Raw genomic sequence first — 17,555 nt, forward strand, 5'->3', positions numbered from 1 at the left:
GGGTGATCTCAGCCGCTGGAACGACCTCACCGAGCACCTTCAGGGCCTCGGCGACGACCTCGGGCCCGATCCCGTCTCCTGGGATCACTGCGAGCCGCATCCACACACCTCCCAGGTATCAGTCCCATTGCGCGGGACTAGTTTCCTTTGCGAAAGGCTACCGGTCGACACCCCGTTCGCCGCACTCGGAACACCCTTCTGTGGCCGTTTCTCCCGTACTGCGGGACACCCGAACGGTTCAGACCCCCCGATCGGCCGTCACCCGATGGTCCTAAACGGCTCTGGCCGGTCGGGAGCAGTCCCGACCGGCCAGAGTGGGCTAAACCGTGAGTCCTACGTCACGACACCTGCGACGAGGTCCGCGCCCGCGTCTTGACCACGTCCACCTTGTCACCGGTGGTGTTGTGGTGGTGCAGGACGAGCAGGCTGTCGGAGCCGTCCGCCGCCAGCGCCTCGGCGTCGCGGTTCACCACGAGCGCCGTGCCCGGCCGCGCCAGGTAGGACAGCGCGGCGTCGCCGCCGCCCTGCACCCACAGGCCCGGCTTGAGCGGGTCGAACGACGCCGGCGTGTCGATCGAGTCGACCAGGCCGTTCGTCGTGCCCGGCGCCACGTAGAACCCGGCCACACCGGTCGTATATGAGATACGAGAGGTGTCGGCGTTCACGTCGATGCCGAGCGCCGAGAGCAGCACCGGCAGGACCACGACGTTGGTGTCGAACACGTTGGTGTCCACGTCGCCGAACTGGCCGTTCACGCCCTGGATGTCGACGGTCTGGCCGGTCTTGAGGTCCACCGTGACCGCGACCAGCAGGTCGGTGTCGGTCAGCTTGTTCGCGTAGACCTCGTAGTCCGGCGTGCCGTCACCCGTGGTGTCGATGTCGACGAACGGGATCGTGTTGTTGCCCAGGTTGTACCAGTTGCCCCAGGTCGCGATGCCGAACGCGAGCAGCGCCTGCTCCGGGGTGCCCTGCTGCTTGGCCAGCGGCGCGGTGGACGTCACACCCACGTACCGCAGGTCGCCGCCCTTGGCGGTGTCGTTGAGCGTGCAGTTGGTCGTCACCGACCGGCGGCACTCGCGCAGCTTCGGCGAGGTCTGCTGCAGCTCCAGCACGCTCACCAGCGACCGGTACGCGCCCTGGTTGACGCCGCGCCCGGTCAGGTTGAGCACCGACTGCGTGCCGGGGCCGCGGAAGGTGAGGCGGTCCGGCGCGTTGATGTCGGCGGCCGGCTTCGGCGCCGAGTACACCGGCACCCGCAGCGGGACCGTGCTGCCGCTCTTCGGCGTGAACACGACCCGGCCGGACGCGTCGGCCAGGAACTGGCGCGGCACGTCGAGGTGGGTGGCCTCGACCGTCGGGTCGACCGTCTTGCGCAGGTCACCCGGCTTGTCGATCTTCAGCGTGACCTGGACCCGCGCGACGCCGCGCGGGCTGAGCCGCACCGTCTTGGCCGACAGCTCGTAGCGCACGCCCGGGATCGTGGTCAGCGCCTGGTAGTCGACGGTGTAGTCGACCCACTTGGTGGACTTGTTGACCACCTTGATGGTCTTGGTCAGCGACACCGGCCCGGTCACCTCGACCGCGCCGAACGACGCGCTCACCGAGCCCGGGTCGTCCTGCACCATGGCCAGCACCTGGTTCTCCAGGGCGGCCTTGCCGTCGATGCGGCCGGAACCGACGCGGTTGGGCGCGAAGGTCTTGCCGTCCGCCTTCACGTCCGCGGACGCGCTGTTCATCACCGCGGCCTTGACCTCTTCCGGGGTCCAGTCCGGGTGCGCCTGGCGGACCAGCGCCGCGATGCCCGTGGTGTGCGGGGCGGCCATGGAGGTGCCGCTGGTCACCAGGGTCTTGTTGCCGGAGCCGACCTGGGCGGAGGCGATGGAGTCGCCGGGGGCCGCCACGTCGGGCTTGACGACCGGGCCGCGCACGCCGCGCGAGGTGAACGAGCTGGGCGTGTCGGTGATCGACTGGTCGTAGGTCGGCAGCACGGTGCGCAGGTCGCCCGCGAGGCGGACGGTCAGCGTGCCCGCGGTGACGGCCGGGCGCAGGGCGTTGGTCGCCGAACCGGTGAACTGCAGCACCGGGATGGCGGCGTTGCCCGCGATGCCCGCGCTGAAGTGCTCCAGCGTGGAGGAGAACACCGCGCCGACCGCACCCGCGGCGGTCACGTTGTTCGACCGGCCACCGGAGCCGCACCGGCGGCTGGCGTCGTTGTCGTCCCACTCCAGCCAGGCGATCTTGCCCGCGACGGCGGCCTTGTCGGCGGCCGACAGCGGGAGGCAGCCGTCCTTGTTGTTCGGGTCGCTCAACGGCACGACCGCGGCCGTGACGGACTTGCCCTCGTAGTTGAAGTTCTGGCTGTACTGGCCGGCCTGGCGGCCCGGCGTCGGCGCGATCACCTCGGCCGCGTCGCGCAGCACGAAGGAGTCGCGGGTGCTGGCCACGGTCAGCGCCTCGGGCGTGCTGCCCGGCGAGCCGCCGATGTCGTACAGGTCGCCGCCGTTGCCCGCCGAGAACACGGTCACCACGCCGGAGGCGTTGAGCTTGCGGACGAACAGGCTGTCCGGGTCGTCCGGCGCGCCGTAGTCCGAGCCCAGGGACAGGTTGACCACGTCGAGGTGGTCGGAGAAGTCGCCGTCGCCGTCGGGGTCGAGCGCCCAGTCCAGGGCCTGCGCGGTGACGTTGGTCGAACCGTCGCAGCCGAACACCTTCAGCGCGTACAGCAGGGCCTTCGGCGCGGTGCCGGGGCCGATGCGCATCGCGTCGAGCGAGTCCTCGGTGAGCTTGGTGTAGTCGCCCTTGAAGGTCGTGCCGTCGGCGTTGACGCCGAAGCCCGCGGCGGTGCCGGCGACGTGCGTGCCGTGGCCGTTGCAGTCGATCGGGTTCGGGTCCGGCTTCGGCGTGTTGACCGCCGGGTCGGTGCTGCTGCCGTCGTAGGCGTTGCCGACGAAGTCGTAGCCGCCGACGACCTTGGCGGTCGGGAAGTAGCTAGCGTCGACCTTGGTCTCGTCGATGGCCTGGAAGGCCTCGATGGTGCCCGGACCGGCGAAGTCGGCGTGCGTGTAGTCGATGCCGGTGTCGATGATGCCGACGCGGACGTCGTCACCGAGCTTCCCGTACTGCTGCCACGACTTGAGCGTGTTGGTCAGCTGCACCGCGCTGGAGTTCTGCCGCGACTTGGGCACGACCGTGCGCACGGACTTCACGTCCGGGCGCTGCGCCAGCTCGCGCACCTTGGCCGCGTCGGCCGTGACGACCACGCCCGGCACGCCGTTGGACGTCCGGTACAGCTCCTTCGTGGCGGAGTCCTTGGCCTTCAGGTCACCGACGACCTCGTCGGCCTTGCGGCCGGTGTCGTTCCTGGTGGCCTTGGCGGCGTCCTTGGCCTGCTGCTTGGACGCGCCCTGGCTGGTCTGCTCCGCGTAGGTGTCGACGGCGGGCTTGGCCTCCAGCTCGACGAACGCGGTGACCTTGCCCTGCGCGGACGACAGCCGCTTGCCCACCTTCAACTGCAACTTGCCGGCGTCCAGCCCGTGCGCGGTAGCGACGGACTCGGCCAGCTGATCTTCCGCGGCCAGTGCCGAGCCGGTGGAAGCCGCGAGGAGGATCGCGGCCAGCACCGGTGCGGCGGATCTGGCGACAACGCGAGATCGGCTCACAACGTGCCCCAAGTGAGGTCGGATACGACCCTCGGGCGGCCCAGCCACGTCCGGAAAGGGGGCAGCCGCCCGCGTGGTGCCGTGCCCTCTACGGCACCGGGTCAACCTCGTGGGGGGAACCTAATCGCTCTAGAGAGCTGATCGATTACTCCGAAGGAGTGACGACAACCACAGATTTGACAATCAACGGTGAACTGTGACGCCGCCGGGACCTGCGGCGATATACCTCTAACGGGTCCCGGCGGCGATCATGCACCGATCGTCACTCGAAGTCGACCGCGCGGACCGTGCGGGCGCCCACGGCGGCGCCGATCGGGTCCAGCACGGCGGTGTCCACCGGGCGGTCGACGCGCAGCAGCATGAAGGCGTCCGCGCCGTCCTTGGTCTGGCTGATCTGGGCCGCCTCGACGTTCACGCCCGCCTCGCCGAGCAGGGTGCCGACGGTGCCCATCACGCCCGGCCGGTCCGGGTACTCCAGCAGCAGCACGTTGCCCTCGGCGCGCAGGTCGAAGCTGCGGCCGTTGATGCCGACCAGCTTCTCCACCTGGTCCAGACCGGTGAGCGTGCCCGACACGGTGGTGGTCGAACCGTCGGCGTGCACCGCGCGCACCGTCACCAGGCTGCGGTGGTTGGCGCTCTCCGGCTCCTTCACCAGGTCCACGGTCACGCCCAGCGCGGCGGCGAGGCTGGGCGCGTTGACGAAGGTCACCTGCTCCTCGACCACGCTCGCGAACACCCCGCGCAGCGCGGCCAGCGGCAGGACGGTGACGTCCTCGTTGGACAGTTCGCCGCGCACCTCGATGGTCACGCTGGTCGGGGCCTTCGAGCTGAGCGCCGACACGACCGTGCCCAGCTTCTGCACCAGCGGCAGGTACGGCCGGACCTCCTCGCCGACCACGCCGCCGCCCTGCACGTTCACCGCGTCCGGAACGAACTCGCCCTGCAGCGCCAGCAGCACCGACTTGGCCACGTCCGTGCCCGCCCGGTCCTGCGCCTCGGTCGTGGACGCGCCCAGGTGCGGGGTGACGACGACGTTCTCCAGGCCGAACAGCGGCGACTCGGTGGTCGGCTCGGTGCTGAACACGTCGATGCCCGCGCCGCCGACCTGGCCCTCCTTCACCGCGTCGGCCAGGGCCTGCTCGTCGACGAGGCCACCGCGCGCGGCGTTGACGATGATGACGCCCCGCTTGGCCTTCGCCAGCTGCTCCGCGCCGATGAGGCCCTTGGTCTCCGGCGTCTTGGGCAGGTGGATCGAGATGAAGTCGGCGCGCTCCAGCAGCTCGTCCAGCGTCACCAGCTCGATGCCCAGCTGGGCGGCGCGCTGGGCGCTCACGTAGGGGTCGTAGGCGATGAGCGTGGTGCCGAACGCGGCCAGGCGCGCGGCGAACAGCTGCCCGATCTTGCCCAGGCCGACCACGCCGACGGTCTTGCCGTGGATCTCCACGCCGTTGAACTTGCTGCGCTTCCACTCGTGGTTCTGCAGCGTCGCGTGCGCGGCCGGGACCTGGCGGGCGGTGGCCAGCAGCAGCGCCACGGCGTGCTCGGCGGCGCTGACGATGTTGGACGTCGGCGCGTTCACCACCATCACGCCGCGCTCGGTCGCCACCGGCACCTCGACGTTGTCCAGCCCGACACCCGCGCGCGCCACGACCTTGAGCTTCGTGGTCGCCTCGAACACCTCGCGGTCCACCTTGGTGGCGGAGCGCACCAGCAGCGCGTCGGCGTCGGCCACGGCCGCGAGCAGGGCGGGACGGTCGGTCCCGTCGACGTGGCGCACTTCGAGACCGTCGCCGAACACGTCGAGCACGGACGGGGCGAGCTTCTCGGCGATCAGGACAACGGGCTTGGTCACGGACGTGCTCCCGGTGGTGTGCAAGACGGGTGGGGAGCGCGGGGCCGTATCCAGCGAGCCGAGACCCGCGCCGGCCGGCCACGGCAATGTGTCCGGGTTGTTAACGAGCATAGTCAGCGGCGGTCCGGTTCCGTGAACCCGGGTGCCCTGTCTCACCTGCTGGTTTCCGGTACGAGCGTTCTACTTGGACGGCGGCGGTGGTGGGTGGTCGGTGCGGTCGGCTCAGCCGCCCCTTGGCGCCTTCCCTGGTCAGCCCTCGCACCGCAGGCGCCGCTTTTGCGCCGAAGGCGCGCTTTCGCTTTTGTGCGCGTCAGCACGTTTGGCTTGCCAGAGCGAAGCGCGTTGCGTTCACACCCGCGAAGCTTGGAATTATGACGGGAAGCGCGAGTTTGAAGATTTGAAAGAGCATCGCAGGCAGGCCGCCAAAGATGGCGCACCTGCAACTCGGAGAACCGGGGTTACCAGGGTTCGTCGAACTCGCCGTCCTTCACGCCCAGGACGAAGGCTTCCCACTCGGCGGGGGTGAAGACCAGGACCGGACCCTCGGGGTGGTCGGAGTTGCGCATCGCGGTGTAGGTGACGCCGTCGGAGTGGGTGACGAACGCGATCTCGGGGTATCCGCCCTCGCCCTTGACGTCGTCGTTGATCCAGTCGGCGTTCGTCAAGTCCAGTGTGCCCCGCACATGCGCTTTGTCGTCGTATATCGGCGCGCTGTCCGTCATGCGCTAGATATACCGGAGCCCGCGGTGGCAAGGAACACACCGCGGGCTCCGCATTCGGGTGAAAAATTAGGCCGTTTCGGTGATCGGCCGGTCGACCCAGGACATCAGGCCGCGCAGCTTCTTGCCGACCTCCTCGATCGGGTGCTGCTCGCCCTCCTGCTGCAACTTCTTGTAGTTGCCGCGGCCGGCGTCGTCCTCGTTGACCCACTCGGTGGCGAAGGTGCCGTCCTGGATCTCGCCGAGGATCTTGCGCATCTCCTCCTTGACCGCCGGCGTGATGACGCGCGGGCCGCGGGTGAGGTCGCCGTACTCGGCGGTGTCCGAAATGGAGTAGCGCATGCGGGCGATGCCGCCCTCGTACATCAGGTCCACGATGAGCTTCAACTCGTGCAGGCACTCGAAGTACGCGACCTCGGGGGCGTAGCCCGCCTCGGTCAGCACCTCGAAGCCCGCCTGCACCAGCGCGGACGCGCCACCGCAGAGCACCGCCTGCTCGCCGAACAGGTCGGTCTCGGTCTCCTCCTTGAACGTCGTCTTGATGACGCCCGCGCGGGTGCCGCCGATGGCCTTGGCGTAGGACAGCGCCAGCGCCTGCGCGCCGCCGGAGGCGTCCTGCTCGACCGCGATCAGCGCGGGCACGCCCTTGCCGTCGACGAACTGGCGGCGCACCAGGTGACCGGGACCCTTCGGGGCCACCATCGCCACGTCCACGTTGGACGGGGCCTGGATGAGGCCGTAGCGGATGTTGAAGCCGTGGCCGAAGAACAGCGCGTCGCCGTCCTTGAGGTTCGGCGCGATGTCCTGGGCGTAGATGTGCCGCTGCGCGGTGTCCGGCGCCAGGATCATGATCACGTCGGCCTCGGCCGCCGCGTCCGCGTTGGACAGGACCCGCAGGCCCTCCTCCTCCGCCTTGGCCGCGGACTTCGAGCCCTCGCGGAGACCGATCCGCACGTCGACGCCGGAGTCGCGCAGGCTCAGCGCGTGGGCGTGGCCCTGGCTGCCGTAACCGATGACCGCGACCTTGCGCCCCTGGATGATGCTCAGGTCGGCATCGTCGTCGTAGAAGATCTCGACGCTCACTGTTCTGTACTTCCCTTCGTGGATCCGAAAATTCAGCGCACCGCGGTCGCGGTGATGGAGCGGGCGCCACGGCCGATGGCGACCATGCCGGACTGGACGATCTCACGGAGCCCGTAGGGCTCCAGCATCCGCAACAGCGCGTCGAGCTTCTCGGACGTGCCGGTGGCCTCGACCGTCACCGCCTCGGGTGACACGTCGACGACCTTCGCGCGGAACAGCTGCACCGTCTCCAGGACCTGGCTGCGGACGGTGGCGTCGGCGCGCACCTTCACCAGCAGGAGCTGGCGCTGCACGGACGCCGCCGGCTCCAGCTCCACGATCTTGATGACGTTGACGAGCTTGTTGAGCTGCTTGGTGACCTGCTCCAGGGGCAGCTCGTCCACGGACACCACGATGGTCATCCGGGAGATCTCGGGGTGCTCGGTGCGCCCGACGGCGAGCGACTCGATGTTGAAGCCGCGGCGGGAGAACAGGCCCGCCACCCGCGCGAGGACACCGGGCTTGTCCTCGACCAGAACGCTCAGGGTGTGCCTAGTCATCACTCGTCCTCGTCGAACAGCGGGCGGATGCCCCGGGCGGCCATGATCTCGCTGTTGCCGGTGCCCGCCGCGACCATCGGCCACACCTGCGCGTCCTTGCCCACGACGAAGTCGATGACCACCGGGCGGTCGTTGATCTCCATCGCCTGCTGGATCACCGCGTCGACCTCCTCCTTGGACTCGGCGCGCAGCCCGGCGCAGCCCAGCGCCTCGGCCAGCAGCACGAAGTCCGGGATGCGGTGCTTGTGGGTGCCCAGGTCGGTGTTGGAGTAGCGCTCGCCGTAGAACAGGGTCTGCCACTGGCGGACCATGCCCAGGTTGCCGTTGTTGATGACGGCGACCTTGATCGGGATGCCCTCGATGGCGCAGGTGGCCAGCTCCTGGTTGGTCATCTGGAAGCAGCCGTCGCCGTCGATCGCCCACACCTGGACGTCCGGCACGCCCGCCTTCGCGCCCATCGCCGCGGGCACCGCGTAGCCCATCGTGCCCAGGCCGCCGGAGTTGATCCACGTGCGCGGCGACTCGTACTTGATGAACTGCGCCGCCCACATCTGGTGCTGGCCGACGCCCGCGGTGAACAGGGTGTCCGCCGGCGTCAAGGCGCCGATCCGCTCGATCACGTACTGCGGGGACAGCGTGCCGTCCTCGGGCCAGTCGTAGCCCAGCGGGAACGTGCCGCGCAGCGCGTCGAGCTGCTCCCACCACGGGGCGAGGTCGACGGTCCGCTTCGAGTTCTCCTTCTCGGTGCGGACGGCGTCGATCAGCTCGGTGATGATCTCCTTGCAGTCGCCCACGATCGGGACGTCCGCGCGGCGGTTCTTGGAGATCTCGGCCGGGTCGATGTCGGCGTGCACGACCTGCGCGTCGGGCGCGAACGTGGACAGCTGGCCGGTGACCCGGTCGTCGAACCGGGCGCCCAGGGCGACCAGCAGGTCCGACTTCTGCATGGCCGCGACCGCCGCGACGGTGCCGTGCATGCCCGGCATGCCCAGGTGCTGCGGGTGCGAGTCGGGGAACGCGCCGCGCGCCATCAGCGTGGTGACGACCGGGATCTTGGTCTCCTCGGCCAGGCGCAGCAGCTCGGCCGACGCCTCGGCCTTGATGACGCCGCCGCCCACGTACAGCACCGGGCGCTTGGCCGCGGCGATGAGCTTGGCGGCCTCGCGGACCTGCTTGCCGTGCGGCCGGGTGGTCGGCCGGTAGCCGGGCAGGCGCAGCTCCGGCGGCCAGGAGAACGACGTCATCTCCTGGAGCACGTCCTTGGGGATGTCCACCAGGACCGGGCCGGGGCGGCCGGTCGAGGCCAGGTGGAACGCCTCGGCGATCGCGCGCGGGATCTCCGCCGGGTCGGTGACCAGGAAGTTGTGCTTGGTGATCGGCATCGTGATGCCGCAGATGTCCGCTTCCTGGAACGCGTCGGTGCCGATCAGGCCGCGGGTCTGCTGGCCGGTGATGGCGACCACCGGGACGGAGTCCATGTTGGCGTCGGCCAGCGGCGTGACCAGGTTCGTCGCGCCCGGGCCGGAGGTCGCCATGCACACGCCGACCTTGCCGGTGGCCTGCGCGTAGCCGGTCGCGGCGTGGCCCGCGCCCTGCTCGTGGCGGACCAGGACGTGGCGGACCTTGGTGGAGTCCAGGAGCGGGTCGTAGGCAGGCAGGATCGTGCCGCCGGGGATGCCGAACACCACCTCGCAGCCCACCGCTTCGAGCGAGCGGACGAGGGACTGGGCGCCGGTCACGCGGACGGGGGCACCGCTGGGCGGGGCCGGTTTCGGTCGCGGTCCAGGGCGGGGCGACGGCGACTCACCGGGAGCCGGTCGCGAGGTTGCGCTGGTCATCTGTCTGCCTCGTGGGTGTGGAGAATGCACGGTCCGGGCACGAAAAAACCCTCGCCAACCCGATCTGGACGGGTCGTACGAGGGTCGCGCGTCGACGCAGCCTTGCTACTGCCTAGGCGTCGACGCGCCTGGGAAGTACGAGAACGAGGTTGCGCTGCATGCCGGTGACGTTAACCGTCAACCGCGAGGGGCGTCAACTGTGCGGGACGGCACTCCCGGATGGTGGGCGTCTCTCCGTGCGTGAACGAGGGGCGGAGTCACCCGTCCGGTGGCACGGTGGCAGCATCACGTGACGTGGAGAAGCTCGTGTTCCGGATCCCCTCGCCCGCGCTGCTGGCGGCCCTCGCGATCGCCATCTGCGTGACCCCGGTCGCCTGGACGGTGCCCGGCCTCCAGGTCCTCTACGCGGTGCCCGTGGGGTACGCGTTGTGGGTGGTGCGCAACCGGACCACGGTGGACTCGTCCCAGCTCGTGGCACGCAGCACGTTCGGCAAGCGGGTCGTGGCGTGGGACGAGGTGAAGGCCATCAAGGTGGTGCCGCGGGGCTGGCTGAGCGCGGTGCTCACCGACGACTCGCTGGTGCGGCTGCCCGCCGTCCGGGCCCTGCACCTGACCGCGTTGTCCGAGATCAGCGGCGGCCGGGTGCCCGACCCGAACGCGGCACCCGGCTCCGTAGAGTCATCGGAGTGACTTCCACCACGCGTTGGGCCGGCCTGGCGCTGGCGCTGGCCGGGCTCGCCGTCTCCGCCTACCTCACCGTGGCCCACTTCGCGGCGGGCGCGCTGCTGTGCGCGGAGGGCGCGGTCGTCGACTGCGGGACGGTCACCACCAGCGAGCAGTCCGAGCTGCTGGGCATCCCGGTCGCGGTCCTGGGCCTGGCGTTCTTCGCGGGCATGACGGTGCTGTGCCTGCCGTTCGCGTGGCGGGACCGGCGGCTGCACTGGCTGCGGCTCGGGTCGGTGGCCGTGGGCGTGCTGTTCGTGGTGTACCTGGTCGCGGCGGAGTTCCTGCTGATCGGCAAGATCTGCCTGTGGTGCACGGCCGTGCACGTGATCACACTCGCGCTGGCCGGCGTGCTGGTCACCGACGCGTTGCGGCGGAGTAGCCTCTAGCTCACCGCGCCCCCGTCACGCCGGTGCCCACCCCGCGCACTGGATCGCTTCGGACACGTTCTCCCGCAGTACCTCTCTTTGGAGGAGCCTTGCCACCGCTCCGTTCCCGCACCACGACCCACGGCCGCAACGCCGCGGGCGCTCGCGCGCTGTGGCGCGCGACGGGCATGACCGACTCCGACTTCGGCAAGCCGATCGTGGCCATCGCCAACTCGTACACGCAGTTCGTGCCCGGTCACGTGCACCTGCGCGACCTCGGCGACATCGTGGCGGAGGCGGTGCGCGAGGCGGGCGGCGTGCCGCGCGAGTTCCACACGATCGCGGTGGACGACGGCATCGCCATGGGGCACAGCGGGATGTTGTACTCGCTGCCGTCGCGCGAGATCATCGCCGACTCGGTCGAGTACATGGTCAACGCGCACCAGGCCGACGCGATCGTGTGCATCTCCAACTGCGACAAGATCACCCCGGGCATGCTCAACGCCGCGATGCGGCTCAACATCCCGGTCGTGTTCGTCTCGGGCGGCCCGATGGAGGCCGGCAAGGCGGTCGTGGTGGACGGCGTCGCCGTCGCGCCGACAGACCTGATCACCGCGATCTCCGCGTCGGCGTCGCCCGAGGTGGACGACGAGGGCCTGGCCGTGGTCGAGCGGTCGGCGTGCCCGACGTGCGGGTCGTGCTCGGGCATGTTCACCGCGAACTCCATGAACTGCCTCACCGAGGCCCTGGGGCTGGCGCTGCCCGGCAACGGCTCGACGCTGGCCACGCACGCGGCGCGGCGCGAGCTGTTCGCGCAGGCCGGCCGCACGGTCGTGGAGCTGTGCCGGCGGTACTACGGCGAGGACGACGAGTCGGTGCTGCCGCGCTCGATCGCGTCCCGGGCGGCGTTCGAGAACGCGATGGCGCTGGACATGGCCATGGGCGGCTCGACCAACACGGTGCTGCACATCCTCGCCGCGGCGCAGGAGGGCGAGATCGAGTTCTCGCTGGCCGACATCGACGCGCTGAGCCGGCGGGTGCCGTGCCTGTCGAAGGTGTCGCCGAACTCGGACTACCACATGGAGGACGTCCACCGGGCGGGTGGCATCCCCGCGCTGCTGGGCGAGCTGTGGCGGGCCGGGCTGCTCAACGAGGACGTGTGGTCGGTGCACAGCCCGGACCTGGCGTCCTGGCTGACCGCCTGGGACATCCGTTCCGCCTCCCCGTCGCCCGAGGCCGTCGAGCTGTTCCACGCCGCTCCGGGTGGGGTGCGCACCACGCAGGCGTTCTCCACGACCAACCGCTGGTCGAAGCTGGACACCGACGCGGCCGGCGGCTGCATCCGGGACGTCGAGCACGCTTACACCAAGGACGGCGGCCTGGCGGTGCTGCACGGCAACCTGGCCACCCGGGGCGCGGTGATCAAGGCGGCCGGCATCGACGAGGAGCTGTGGCACTTCGAGGGGCCGGCGCGGGTGGTGGAGTCCCAGGAGCAGGCCGTGTCGGTGATCCTGAACAAGGAGATCCAGCCCGGTGACGTGCTCGTCGTCCGCTACGAGGGGCCGGCGGGCGGTCCCGGCATGCAGGAGATGCTGCACCCGACGGCGTTCCTGAAGGGCGCCGGCCTGGGCAAGAAGTGCGCGCTGATCACGGACGGCCGGTTCTCCGGCGGCACGTCGGGCCTGTCCATCGGGCACGTGTCCCCCGAGGCGGCCGGTGGCGGCGTGATCGGCCTGGTCGAGGACGGCGACCGGATCGTGATCGACGTCCACGAGCGCCGGTTGGAGCTGCTGGTGCCGGACGAGGTCCTGGCCGAGCGCCGGGCGAAGATGGAGGCCTCGGAGCACCCGTGGCAGCCCGTCGACCGCGTCCGGCCGGTGACGTCGGCCCTGCGCGCTTACGCCCGGATGGCGACGGACGCGTCCATGGGCGCGGTCCGCGACGTCAACCGCTGACTCGACGCGAATCGGCCCGCTCCCCTCGGACGGGAGCGGGCCGATTGGTGTTTCGCGGGGTTGTCAGCGGAAGACGTAGAGGGTGGCCGCGGTCGCGCCGGCGGCGAGCAGGAGGCACAGGAAGCCGGACAGCAGGGGGTGGCGGAACCAGCTCCGGTTGTAGTCGAACGCCGCCCGGCCGGGGCCCGCGAACAGCACGGCGAAGGCCATCGCGGCGAACGCGGCCTCCAGTTCGACGCCGCCCGGCGCGAAGAAACCGCCGCGGTACTTCAGGGCGATGGCGTTGGCCATCACGCCCAGCACGCCGGCCGCCGCCAGCGGGGTGAACAGGCCCAGGACCAGCAGGCCGCCGCCGGCCAGCTCGGTGATCCCGGTGACCCACGCCAGGATGCGCGCCTCGCGGTAGCCGGCGTCCTGGAGGACTTTCGTGAAGCCGTCGATGCCCGGCCCGCCGAACAGGCCGAACACCTTCTGCAGGCCGTGCGCGACGAACGCGCCGCCCAGCGCCAGCCGCAGCACCAGCAGGCCCAGGTCGGCGCTCCCGGACCAGCCGAACGGCTTGCGCTCGTCCTCGTCGTCGAAGTGCGAGGTGGCCGGGGTCTCGTCGTAGTCCCGGACCGGGGTGTAGCCCGAGGTGTCGAAGGTGTTGGTGTCCTTGTCGAAAGCGCTGGGGGCGGTGAACGCCGTCGTGTCCCTCCCGAACGTCTGCGTCCCGGCGTCGAAGTGGTGCGCCCCTCCGCTCGATGTCGAGGTCGAGTAGAAACCGTCGTCGGAGTAGCCGCTCGAACCCGAAGCCTTCGAGCGGTCGTCGTGGGTAGCCACGCACCCGCACGTTAGGAGGTTCGGACGAGGACCGCGAGCGTCCGAACCGCCGCCGATATTAACCCGAATGGCGTAGTTTAGTAGCCCGGAAGAGTGGTTAGTACGCCCCGCGCACCAGGTTTCGCGGCTCCTCACCCCGTGCGAACCGCGCCACCTCCGACGCCACCACCCGGTAGGCCCGCTCGCCGTGGCCGGTGCACGACCCCGCCACGTGCGGCGTCAGGAACAGCCCCGGCACCGTCCACAGTGGATGGTCGGCGGGCAGCGGCTCTGGGTCGGTCACGTCCAGCGCCGCCCGCAGCCGGCCGGACGACAGCTCCGCCACCAATGCGTCCGTGTCCACCACCGGCCCGCGCGCCCCGTTGACCAGGATCGCCCCGTCCTTCATCAGGGACAGGAACTTCGCGTCCACCATCCCGGTCGTCTCGTCGGTCAGCGGCACCACCACCAACACGGCGTCGTAGTGCGGCAGCAACTCGGGCAGCTCGTCCACCCCGTGCACGCCGTCCCGCGCGGTCCGCCCCACCAGCGTCGCCGACGCGTCGAACGGCTCCAGCCGGCGCCGGAACTGCTCGCCCAGGTCACCCGCGCCCACCACGAGAACCTGCTTGCCCTGCAACGTGTCCGTCACGTGGTAGTCCCACCGGCGCTCCTGCCGCGCCCGTTCGAACACCGGGAAATCCCGGTAGATCGCCAGCAGCGCGCCGATGGCCCACTCCGCCGTCGACCCGCCGTGCGCGCCCCGGCACGTCGACAGCATCACCCCGTCGGGCACCGTGCCGATGAACCGCTCCGCCCCGGCGGACAGCAACTGCACCAGCCGCAACGCGGGCAACTGGGCGAAGAACTCGGAGGGATCGGTGCTCTGCAGGAACTTCGGCACCAGCACCTCGGCGTGCGCGGCCTCGGGCGGCAGCGGCGCGCCCACGTCGTACTTGACCGCCCGCACACCCTCCACGTCGGACAGCACGCGGACACCGAGTTCGTCGGGCACCAGAACGGTGAATGTCACGACACCGCACGTTACGGCACACTGGCCGCCATGCGGGAGCACGACGTCTTCTCCGCGGACGGCACGCGGATCAGGGTGTGGCGCACCGACAACGACGGCCCGGACGTGCTCCTGAGCCCCGGACTCGGCGCGGTGCACGCACCCGACCTACCCGACGCGCTGTGTTGGATTGCGCCGCCTTCGGCGTCGCGGGGCAGGCCACCGGGAGGTCGGCCTCCCCGGGTGCTCGGCTGGTACCACCGCGGCACCCGGGGTTCGGCCCGCCCCGACGACCCGGCGCGGATCACCGTGGCCGACCACGTCGCCGACGCCATTGCCGCGCTCGATGACGCCGGGGTCGAGCGGTGCGTGGTGACGGGCTGGTCCCTGGGCGTCACGATCGCGGCCGAACTCGCGTTGCGGCACCCCGAGCGGGTGTCCGGGCTGATGCTGGTCGCGGGCGCGGCGGGTGACCCGTTCGCCAGCGTGCTCGGCGTGCCGGGCGTGCCCGAGGACCTCCGCCGCCTGGTCGGCGTGTCGTCGGCGACCGCGCTGCGGCTCGCCGGCCCCCTGCTGGATGCGGTGCTGCACCGCGTGCCCGTGCCGGACCTGCCGTCACCGTTGGTCGGGACGCTGCGGCGGCTGCTCAAGCACGACTGGCGCTGGTACTTCACGCTGGCCCTCGCGCTGGGCCGCACGCCCCGCCTCGACCTGACCGGTGTGACGTGCCCCACGACCGTGCTGGCCGGCCGGTACGACTGGCTGGCGTCGCCGGACAGCCTGCTCGGCCCGGTCGCCGGCCTGCCGCAGGCCAGGGTGCGGGTGCTGCCGAACACCCACTTCCTGCCCCTGGAGAACCCGGCCCTGGTGGCAGCCGAACTCGCGCTGCTGCTGGAGCGGGTCGCGGGCGTCGAGGACGCTGTCCAAGACCTGCTCACCTCACGTTCACGGCCGCGCGCTTAGCCTGGACGTCGTGTCTCGACTGCGTGCGGTGCTCATCGGGTCCGCCGTCGGCCTGCTGGCCGTCGGTTGCGCGAGCTTCCCCGAGCAGCCGGCGCCCACCGGCTGGAGCCCCGCGCCCCAGCTCACCCCCCAGGCCGGCCCCCGTCCGGAACTGCCCGGCGAGCTGCCGAAGGGACCGGGCCAGGGCCAGCAGCCGGGCCAGCAGCCCACTCCGGTGCCGCCGCCGCAGGGGTGCAAGGACTTCCACCCGGCGGTGGTCGGGACGTGCCTGTCCCCCGTGTCCGGGGTGGCGCTCGCGGACGTCAACGAGACCACGGGCGCGGTCACCGCACTCGCCACCGAACGCAGCACCGGCCGCCTCGTGCGGGTCACCAAGGACGCCGACCCGGTCGTGGTGCACACGTTCGAGGTCGACGCGTCCTCGGACGGCGGCCTCACCGGCCTGACCCTGTCCCCCACGTACGCCGAGGACCAGCTGATCTACGTCTTCGCGACGACCGCGACCGACAACCGCGTCCTGCGGATCGCCCCCGGTGACGTCCCGAAGCCCGTCCTGACCGGCATCCCCAAGGGCCCGACCGGCAACCGCGGCGTCCTGGCCTACGACCGCACCGGCGCCCTCCTGGTCGCGACCGGCGACGCCGGCAACCCGGCCCTGGCGTCCGACCCGAACTCCCTGGCCGGCAAGGTCCTCCGCATCGACGGCTCCGGCCAACCCGCCCGCGGCAACCCGACCCAGGGCTCCCGCGTGCTGGCGTCCGGCCTGCGCTCGCCGGGCGGGCTCTGCGCGTCCCTGGACGGCACGAAGACGTGGGTGACCGACTGGACCCCGGCGGCCGACGTCCTCTACCGGGTGGAGGCGGGGAAGGCCCTGACCAACCCGGCGTGGTCGTGGCCGGACAAGCCGGGCGTCAGCGGCTGCGCGTCCCTGTCGGACGTGGTGTGGCTGACGACCGCGAACACGCCCGGCACGCTGGCCCTGCCGATGAACCAGGACGGCAGCTTCACCGGCAAGCCCGAGGCGGGGATGACCGGCGAGGACGGTTTCGGCCGGCTGGGTCCGATGCTGGCGCTGGACGACCGGACGGCGCTGGCGGGGACGGTGAACAAGGTGCCGGGCGGGGCGCCGGTGTCCAGCGACGACCGCGTGGTGGTCCTCGTCCGCCCGCAGGGCGGCAACGGCACCCGCGACTAGGCCCGAGCCGGCTCCCGGGCCGGCAACCCTCCGCGGCGCCGCACACGATTGACGCCGTTTCGCCGCGCACCGACACCTTTGGCTTCCGCCGCGCCCACGCTTTCCGCTGCGCTCCAGCCCCATCGCTTTTCCCCGCCCAGCGGCTGCTTTTCGCGCCGCGCTCCGCGCGGCGGGCTGCTCCCAGCCACGGCGGGGCTTCGGTTCCCCCACCGTATGGCCTGCCCGAAGGGCTACCACACTTTGGTCGGGTGCAGCCGAAATTTTTTGTGAGGAACGAGCAAAAAATTTTAGCGGCACCCGGCCAAAGTGTGGTTGGCTTTGCCAGGCCATGCGGTGGGGGAACCGACGCCCTTCCCTCCCCCATCGGTGGTCCTCCAGGCCGCTTTTGATCTTGAGAGCGCGCCAGCGCGTACGTCCTGGGAGCGCGTCAGCGCGTTCAAGAGCGCGTCAGCGCGTTCAAGAGCGCGTCAGCGCGTTCAAGAGCGCGTCAGCGCGTTCAAGAGCGCGTCAGCGCGTTCAAGAGCGCGTCAGCGCGTTCAAGAGCGCGAAGCGCGTTCCTCCTCCAGCAGCGCGGAGCGCGTTGCGTTCACACGCGCGCAGCGTGGACTTGAGCGCGGAAGCGCGAGTCTAAAGATCAAAGAGCCTCGCCGGCGGGCGAGCCGCCAAGGATGACACATCTACAACTGCGGGGGCTTCTTGCTTGTGTCATCCCCGCATGACCCAATGCCGCTAAGTTAGTGCAGGTGAACGGAGTTTGATGGTCGGTGGTCCGCCGTGCCTGATGCTGTGATGTCCGGGTTTCTTGACGCGGTAGGAGTTGTGGCGCCCGCGTTTGACAATGCGTGGAC

At 70.7% G+C, this 17,555-nt stretch carries 13 protein-coding genes; 5 read left to right on the forward strand and 8 right to left on the reverse strand.

The features are described from left to right. Positions 1-338 precede the first annotated feature (338 nt). The 6 genes from RIN75_RS42490 to RIN75_RS42515 form a co-directional block, all read right to left on the reverse strand. Positions 339-3,659 carry a S8 family serine peptidase gene (locus tag RIN75_RS42490; RefSeq protein WP_309117778.1) on the reverse strand — a complete coding sequence of 1,107 codons (3,321 nt, stop codon included), beginning with the start codon at positions 3,657-3,659 and terminating at the stop codon, positions 339-341. Between the two features lie 262 nt (positions 3,660-3,921). Beyond that, positions 3,922-5,511, reverse strand: coding sequence for a phosphoglycerate dehydrogenase (gene serA, locus RIN75_RS42495; RefSeq protein WP_309117779.1), 1,590 nt, complete (start codon positions 5,509-5,511; stop codon positions 3,922-3,924). A gap of 458 nt (positions 5,512-5,969) precedes the next feature. Continuing rightward, positions 5,970-6,233 (reverse strand): DUF397 domain-containing protein, encoded by a 264-nt coding sequence (locus RIN75_RS42500; protein ID WP_309117780.1) that lies wholly within the window; start codon positions 6,231-6,233, stop codon positions 5,970-5,972. A gap of 66 nt (positions 6,234-6,299) precedes the next feature. Beyond that, positions 6,300-7,313 (reverse strand): ketol-acid reductoisomerase, encoded by a 1,014-nt coding sequence (ilvC, locus tag RIN75_RS42505; RefSeq protein WP_309117781.1) that lies wholly within the window; start codon positions 7,311-7,313, stop codon positions 6,300-6,302. Between the two features lie 32 nt (positions 7,314-7,345). Beyond that, positions 7,346-7,852 carry an acetolactate synthase small subunit gene (gene ilvN / locus RIN75_RS42510; protein ID WP_309117782.1) on the reverse strand — a complete coding sequence of 169 codons (507 nt, stop codon included), beginning with the start codon at positions 7,850-7,852 and terminating at the stop codon, positions 7,346-7,348. After that, positions 7,852-9,690, reverse strand: a complete 1,839-nt coding sequence (locus RIN75_RS42515) for an acetolactate synthase large subunit (RefSeq protein WP_309117783.1) — start codon at positions 9,688-9,690, stop codon at positions 7,852-7,854. The genes ilvN and RIN75_RS42515 overlap by 1 nt, the downstream gene beginning before the upstream one ends. Before the next feature lie 276 nt (positions 9,691-9,966). Between RIN75_RS42515 and RIN75_RS42520 the strand changes: the two genes are divergently transcribed. The 3 genes from RIN75_RS42520 (at position 9,967) to ilvD (ending at position 12,736) form a co-directional block, all read left to right on the forward strand. Then, positions 9,967-10,380: a PH domain-containing protein gene (locus RIN75_RS42520; protein WP_309117784.1), complete on the forward strand. Its 414-nt coding sequence runs from the start codon at positions 9,967-9,969 to the stop codon at positions 10,378-10,380. Continuing rightward, a complete protein-coding gene (locus RIN75_RS42525) occupies positions 10,377-10,802 on the forward strand; it encodes a vitamin K epoxide reductase family protein (RefSeq protein ID WP_309117785.1) in 426 nt (141 codons plus the stop codon). The genes RIN75_RS42520 and RIN75_RS42525 overlap by 4 nt, the downstream gene beginning before the upstream one ends. An 89-nt stretch (positions 10,803-10,891) precedes the next feature. Next, the gene (ilvD, locus tag RIN75_RS42530; RefSeq protein WP_309117786.1) at positions 10,892-12,736 is read left to right on the forward strand and encodes a dihydroxy-acid dehydratase; all 1,845 of its coding nucleotides are present in this window, start codon (positions 10,892-10,894) and stop codon (positions 12,734-12,736) included. 63 nt (positions 12,737-12,799) lie between these two features. Here the strand turns inward: ilvD and RIN75_RS42535 are convergent, their stop codons facing one another. Both RIN75_RS42535 and RIN75_RS42540 read right to left on the reverse strand, forming a co-directional pair. Further along, the gene (locus RIN75_RS42535) at positions 12,800-13,558 is read right to left on the reverse strand and encodes a DoxX family protein (protein ID WP_309117787.1); all 759 of its coding nucleotides are present in this window, start codon (positions 13,556-13,558) and stop codon (positions 12,800-12,802) included. Between the two features lie 97 nt (positions 13,559-13,655). Further along, entirely contained in the window at positions 13,656-14,570 is a 915-nt protein-coding gene (locus RIN75_RS42540) for a 2-hydroxyacid dehydrogenase (RefSeq protein WP_309117788.1), read from the reverse strand. Positions 14,571-14,600: 30 nt separating this feature from the next. Here RIN75_RS42540 and RIN75_RS42545 point away from each other — a divergent pair, with 30 nt between their 5' ends. Then, complete coding sequence (locus tag RIN75_RS42545) at positions 14,601-15,512, forward strand: alpha/beta hydrolase (protein ID WP_309117789.1); 912 nt, start codon at positions 14,601-14,603, stop codon at positions 15,510-15,512. A gap of 10 nt (positions 15,513-15,522) precedes the next feature. Continuing rightward, complete coding sequence (locus tag RIN75_RS42550) at positions 15,523-16,707, forward strand: PQQ-dependent sugar dehydrogenase (protein ID WP_309117790.1); 1,185 nt, start codon at positions 15,523-15,525, stop codon at positions 16,705-16,707. Positions 16,708-17,555 lie beyond the last annotated feature (848 nt).

The organism is Saccharothrix sp. (genome assembly GCF_031180885.1).
Lineage (GTDB): Bacteria > Actinomycetota > Actinomycetes > Mycobacteriales > Pseudonocardiaceae > Actinosynnema.

What these genes read in the sequence shown, in the direction of transcription:
- RIN75_RS42545 (WP_309117789.1), top strand. Translation starts at nt 14,601, where the DNA reads ATGCGGGAGCACGACGTCTTCTCCGCGGACGGCACGCGGATCAGGGTG.
- ilvN (WP_309117782.1), bottom strand. Translation starts at nt 7,852, where the DNA reads ATGACTAGGCACACCCTGAGCGTTCTGGTCGAGGACAAGCCCGGTGTC.
- RIN75_RS42500 (WP_309117780.1), bottom strand. Translation starts at nt 6,233, where the DNA reads ATGACGGACAGCGCGCCGATATACGACGACAAAGCGCATGTGCGGGGC.
- RIN75_RS42515 (WP_309117783.1), bottom strand. Translation starts at nt 9,690, where the DNA reads ATGACCAGCGCAACCTCGCGACCGGCTCCCGGTGAGTCGCCGTCGCCC.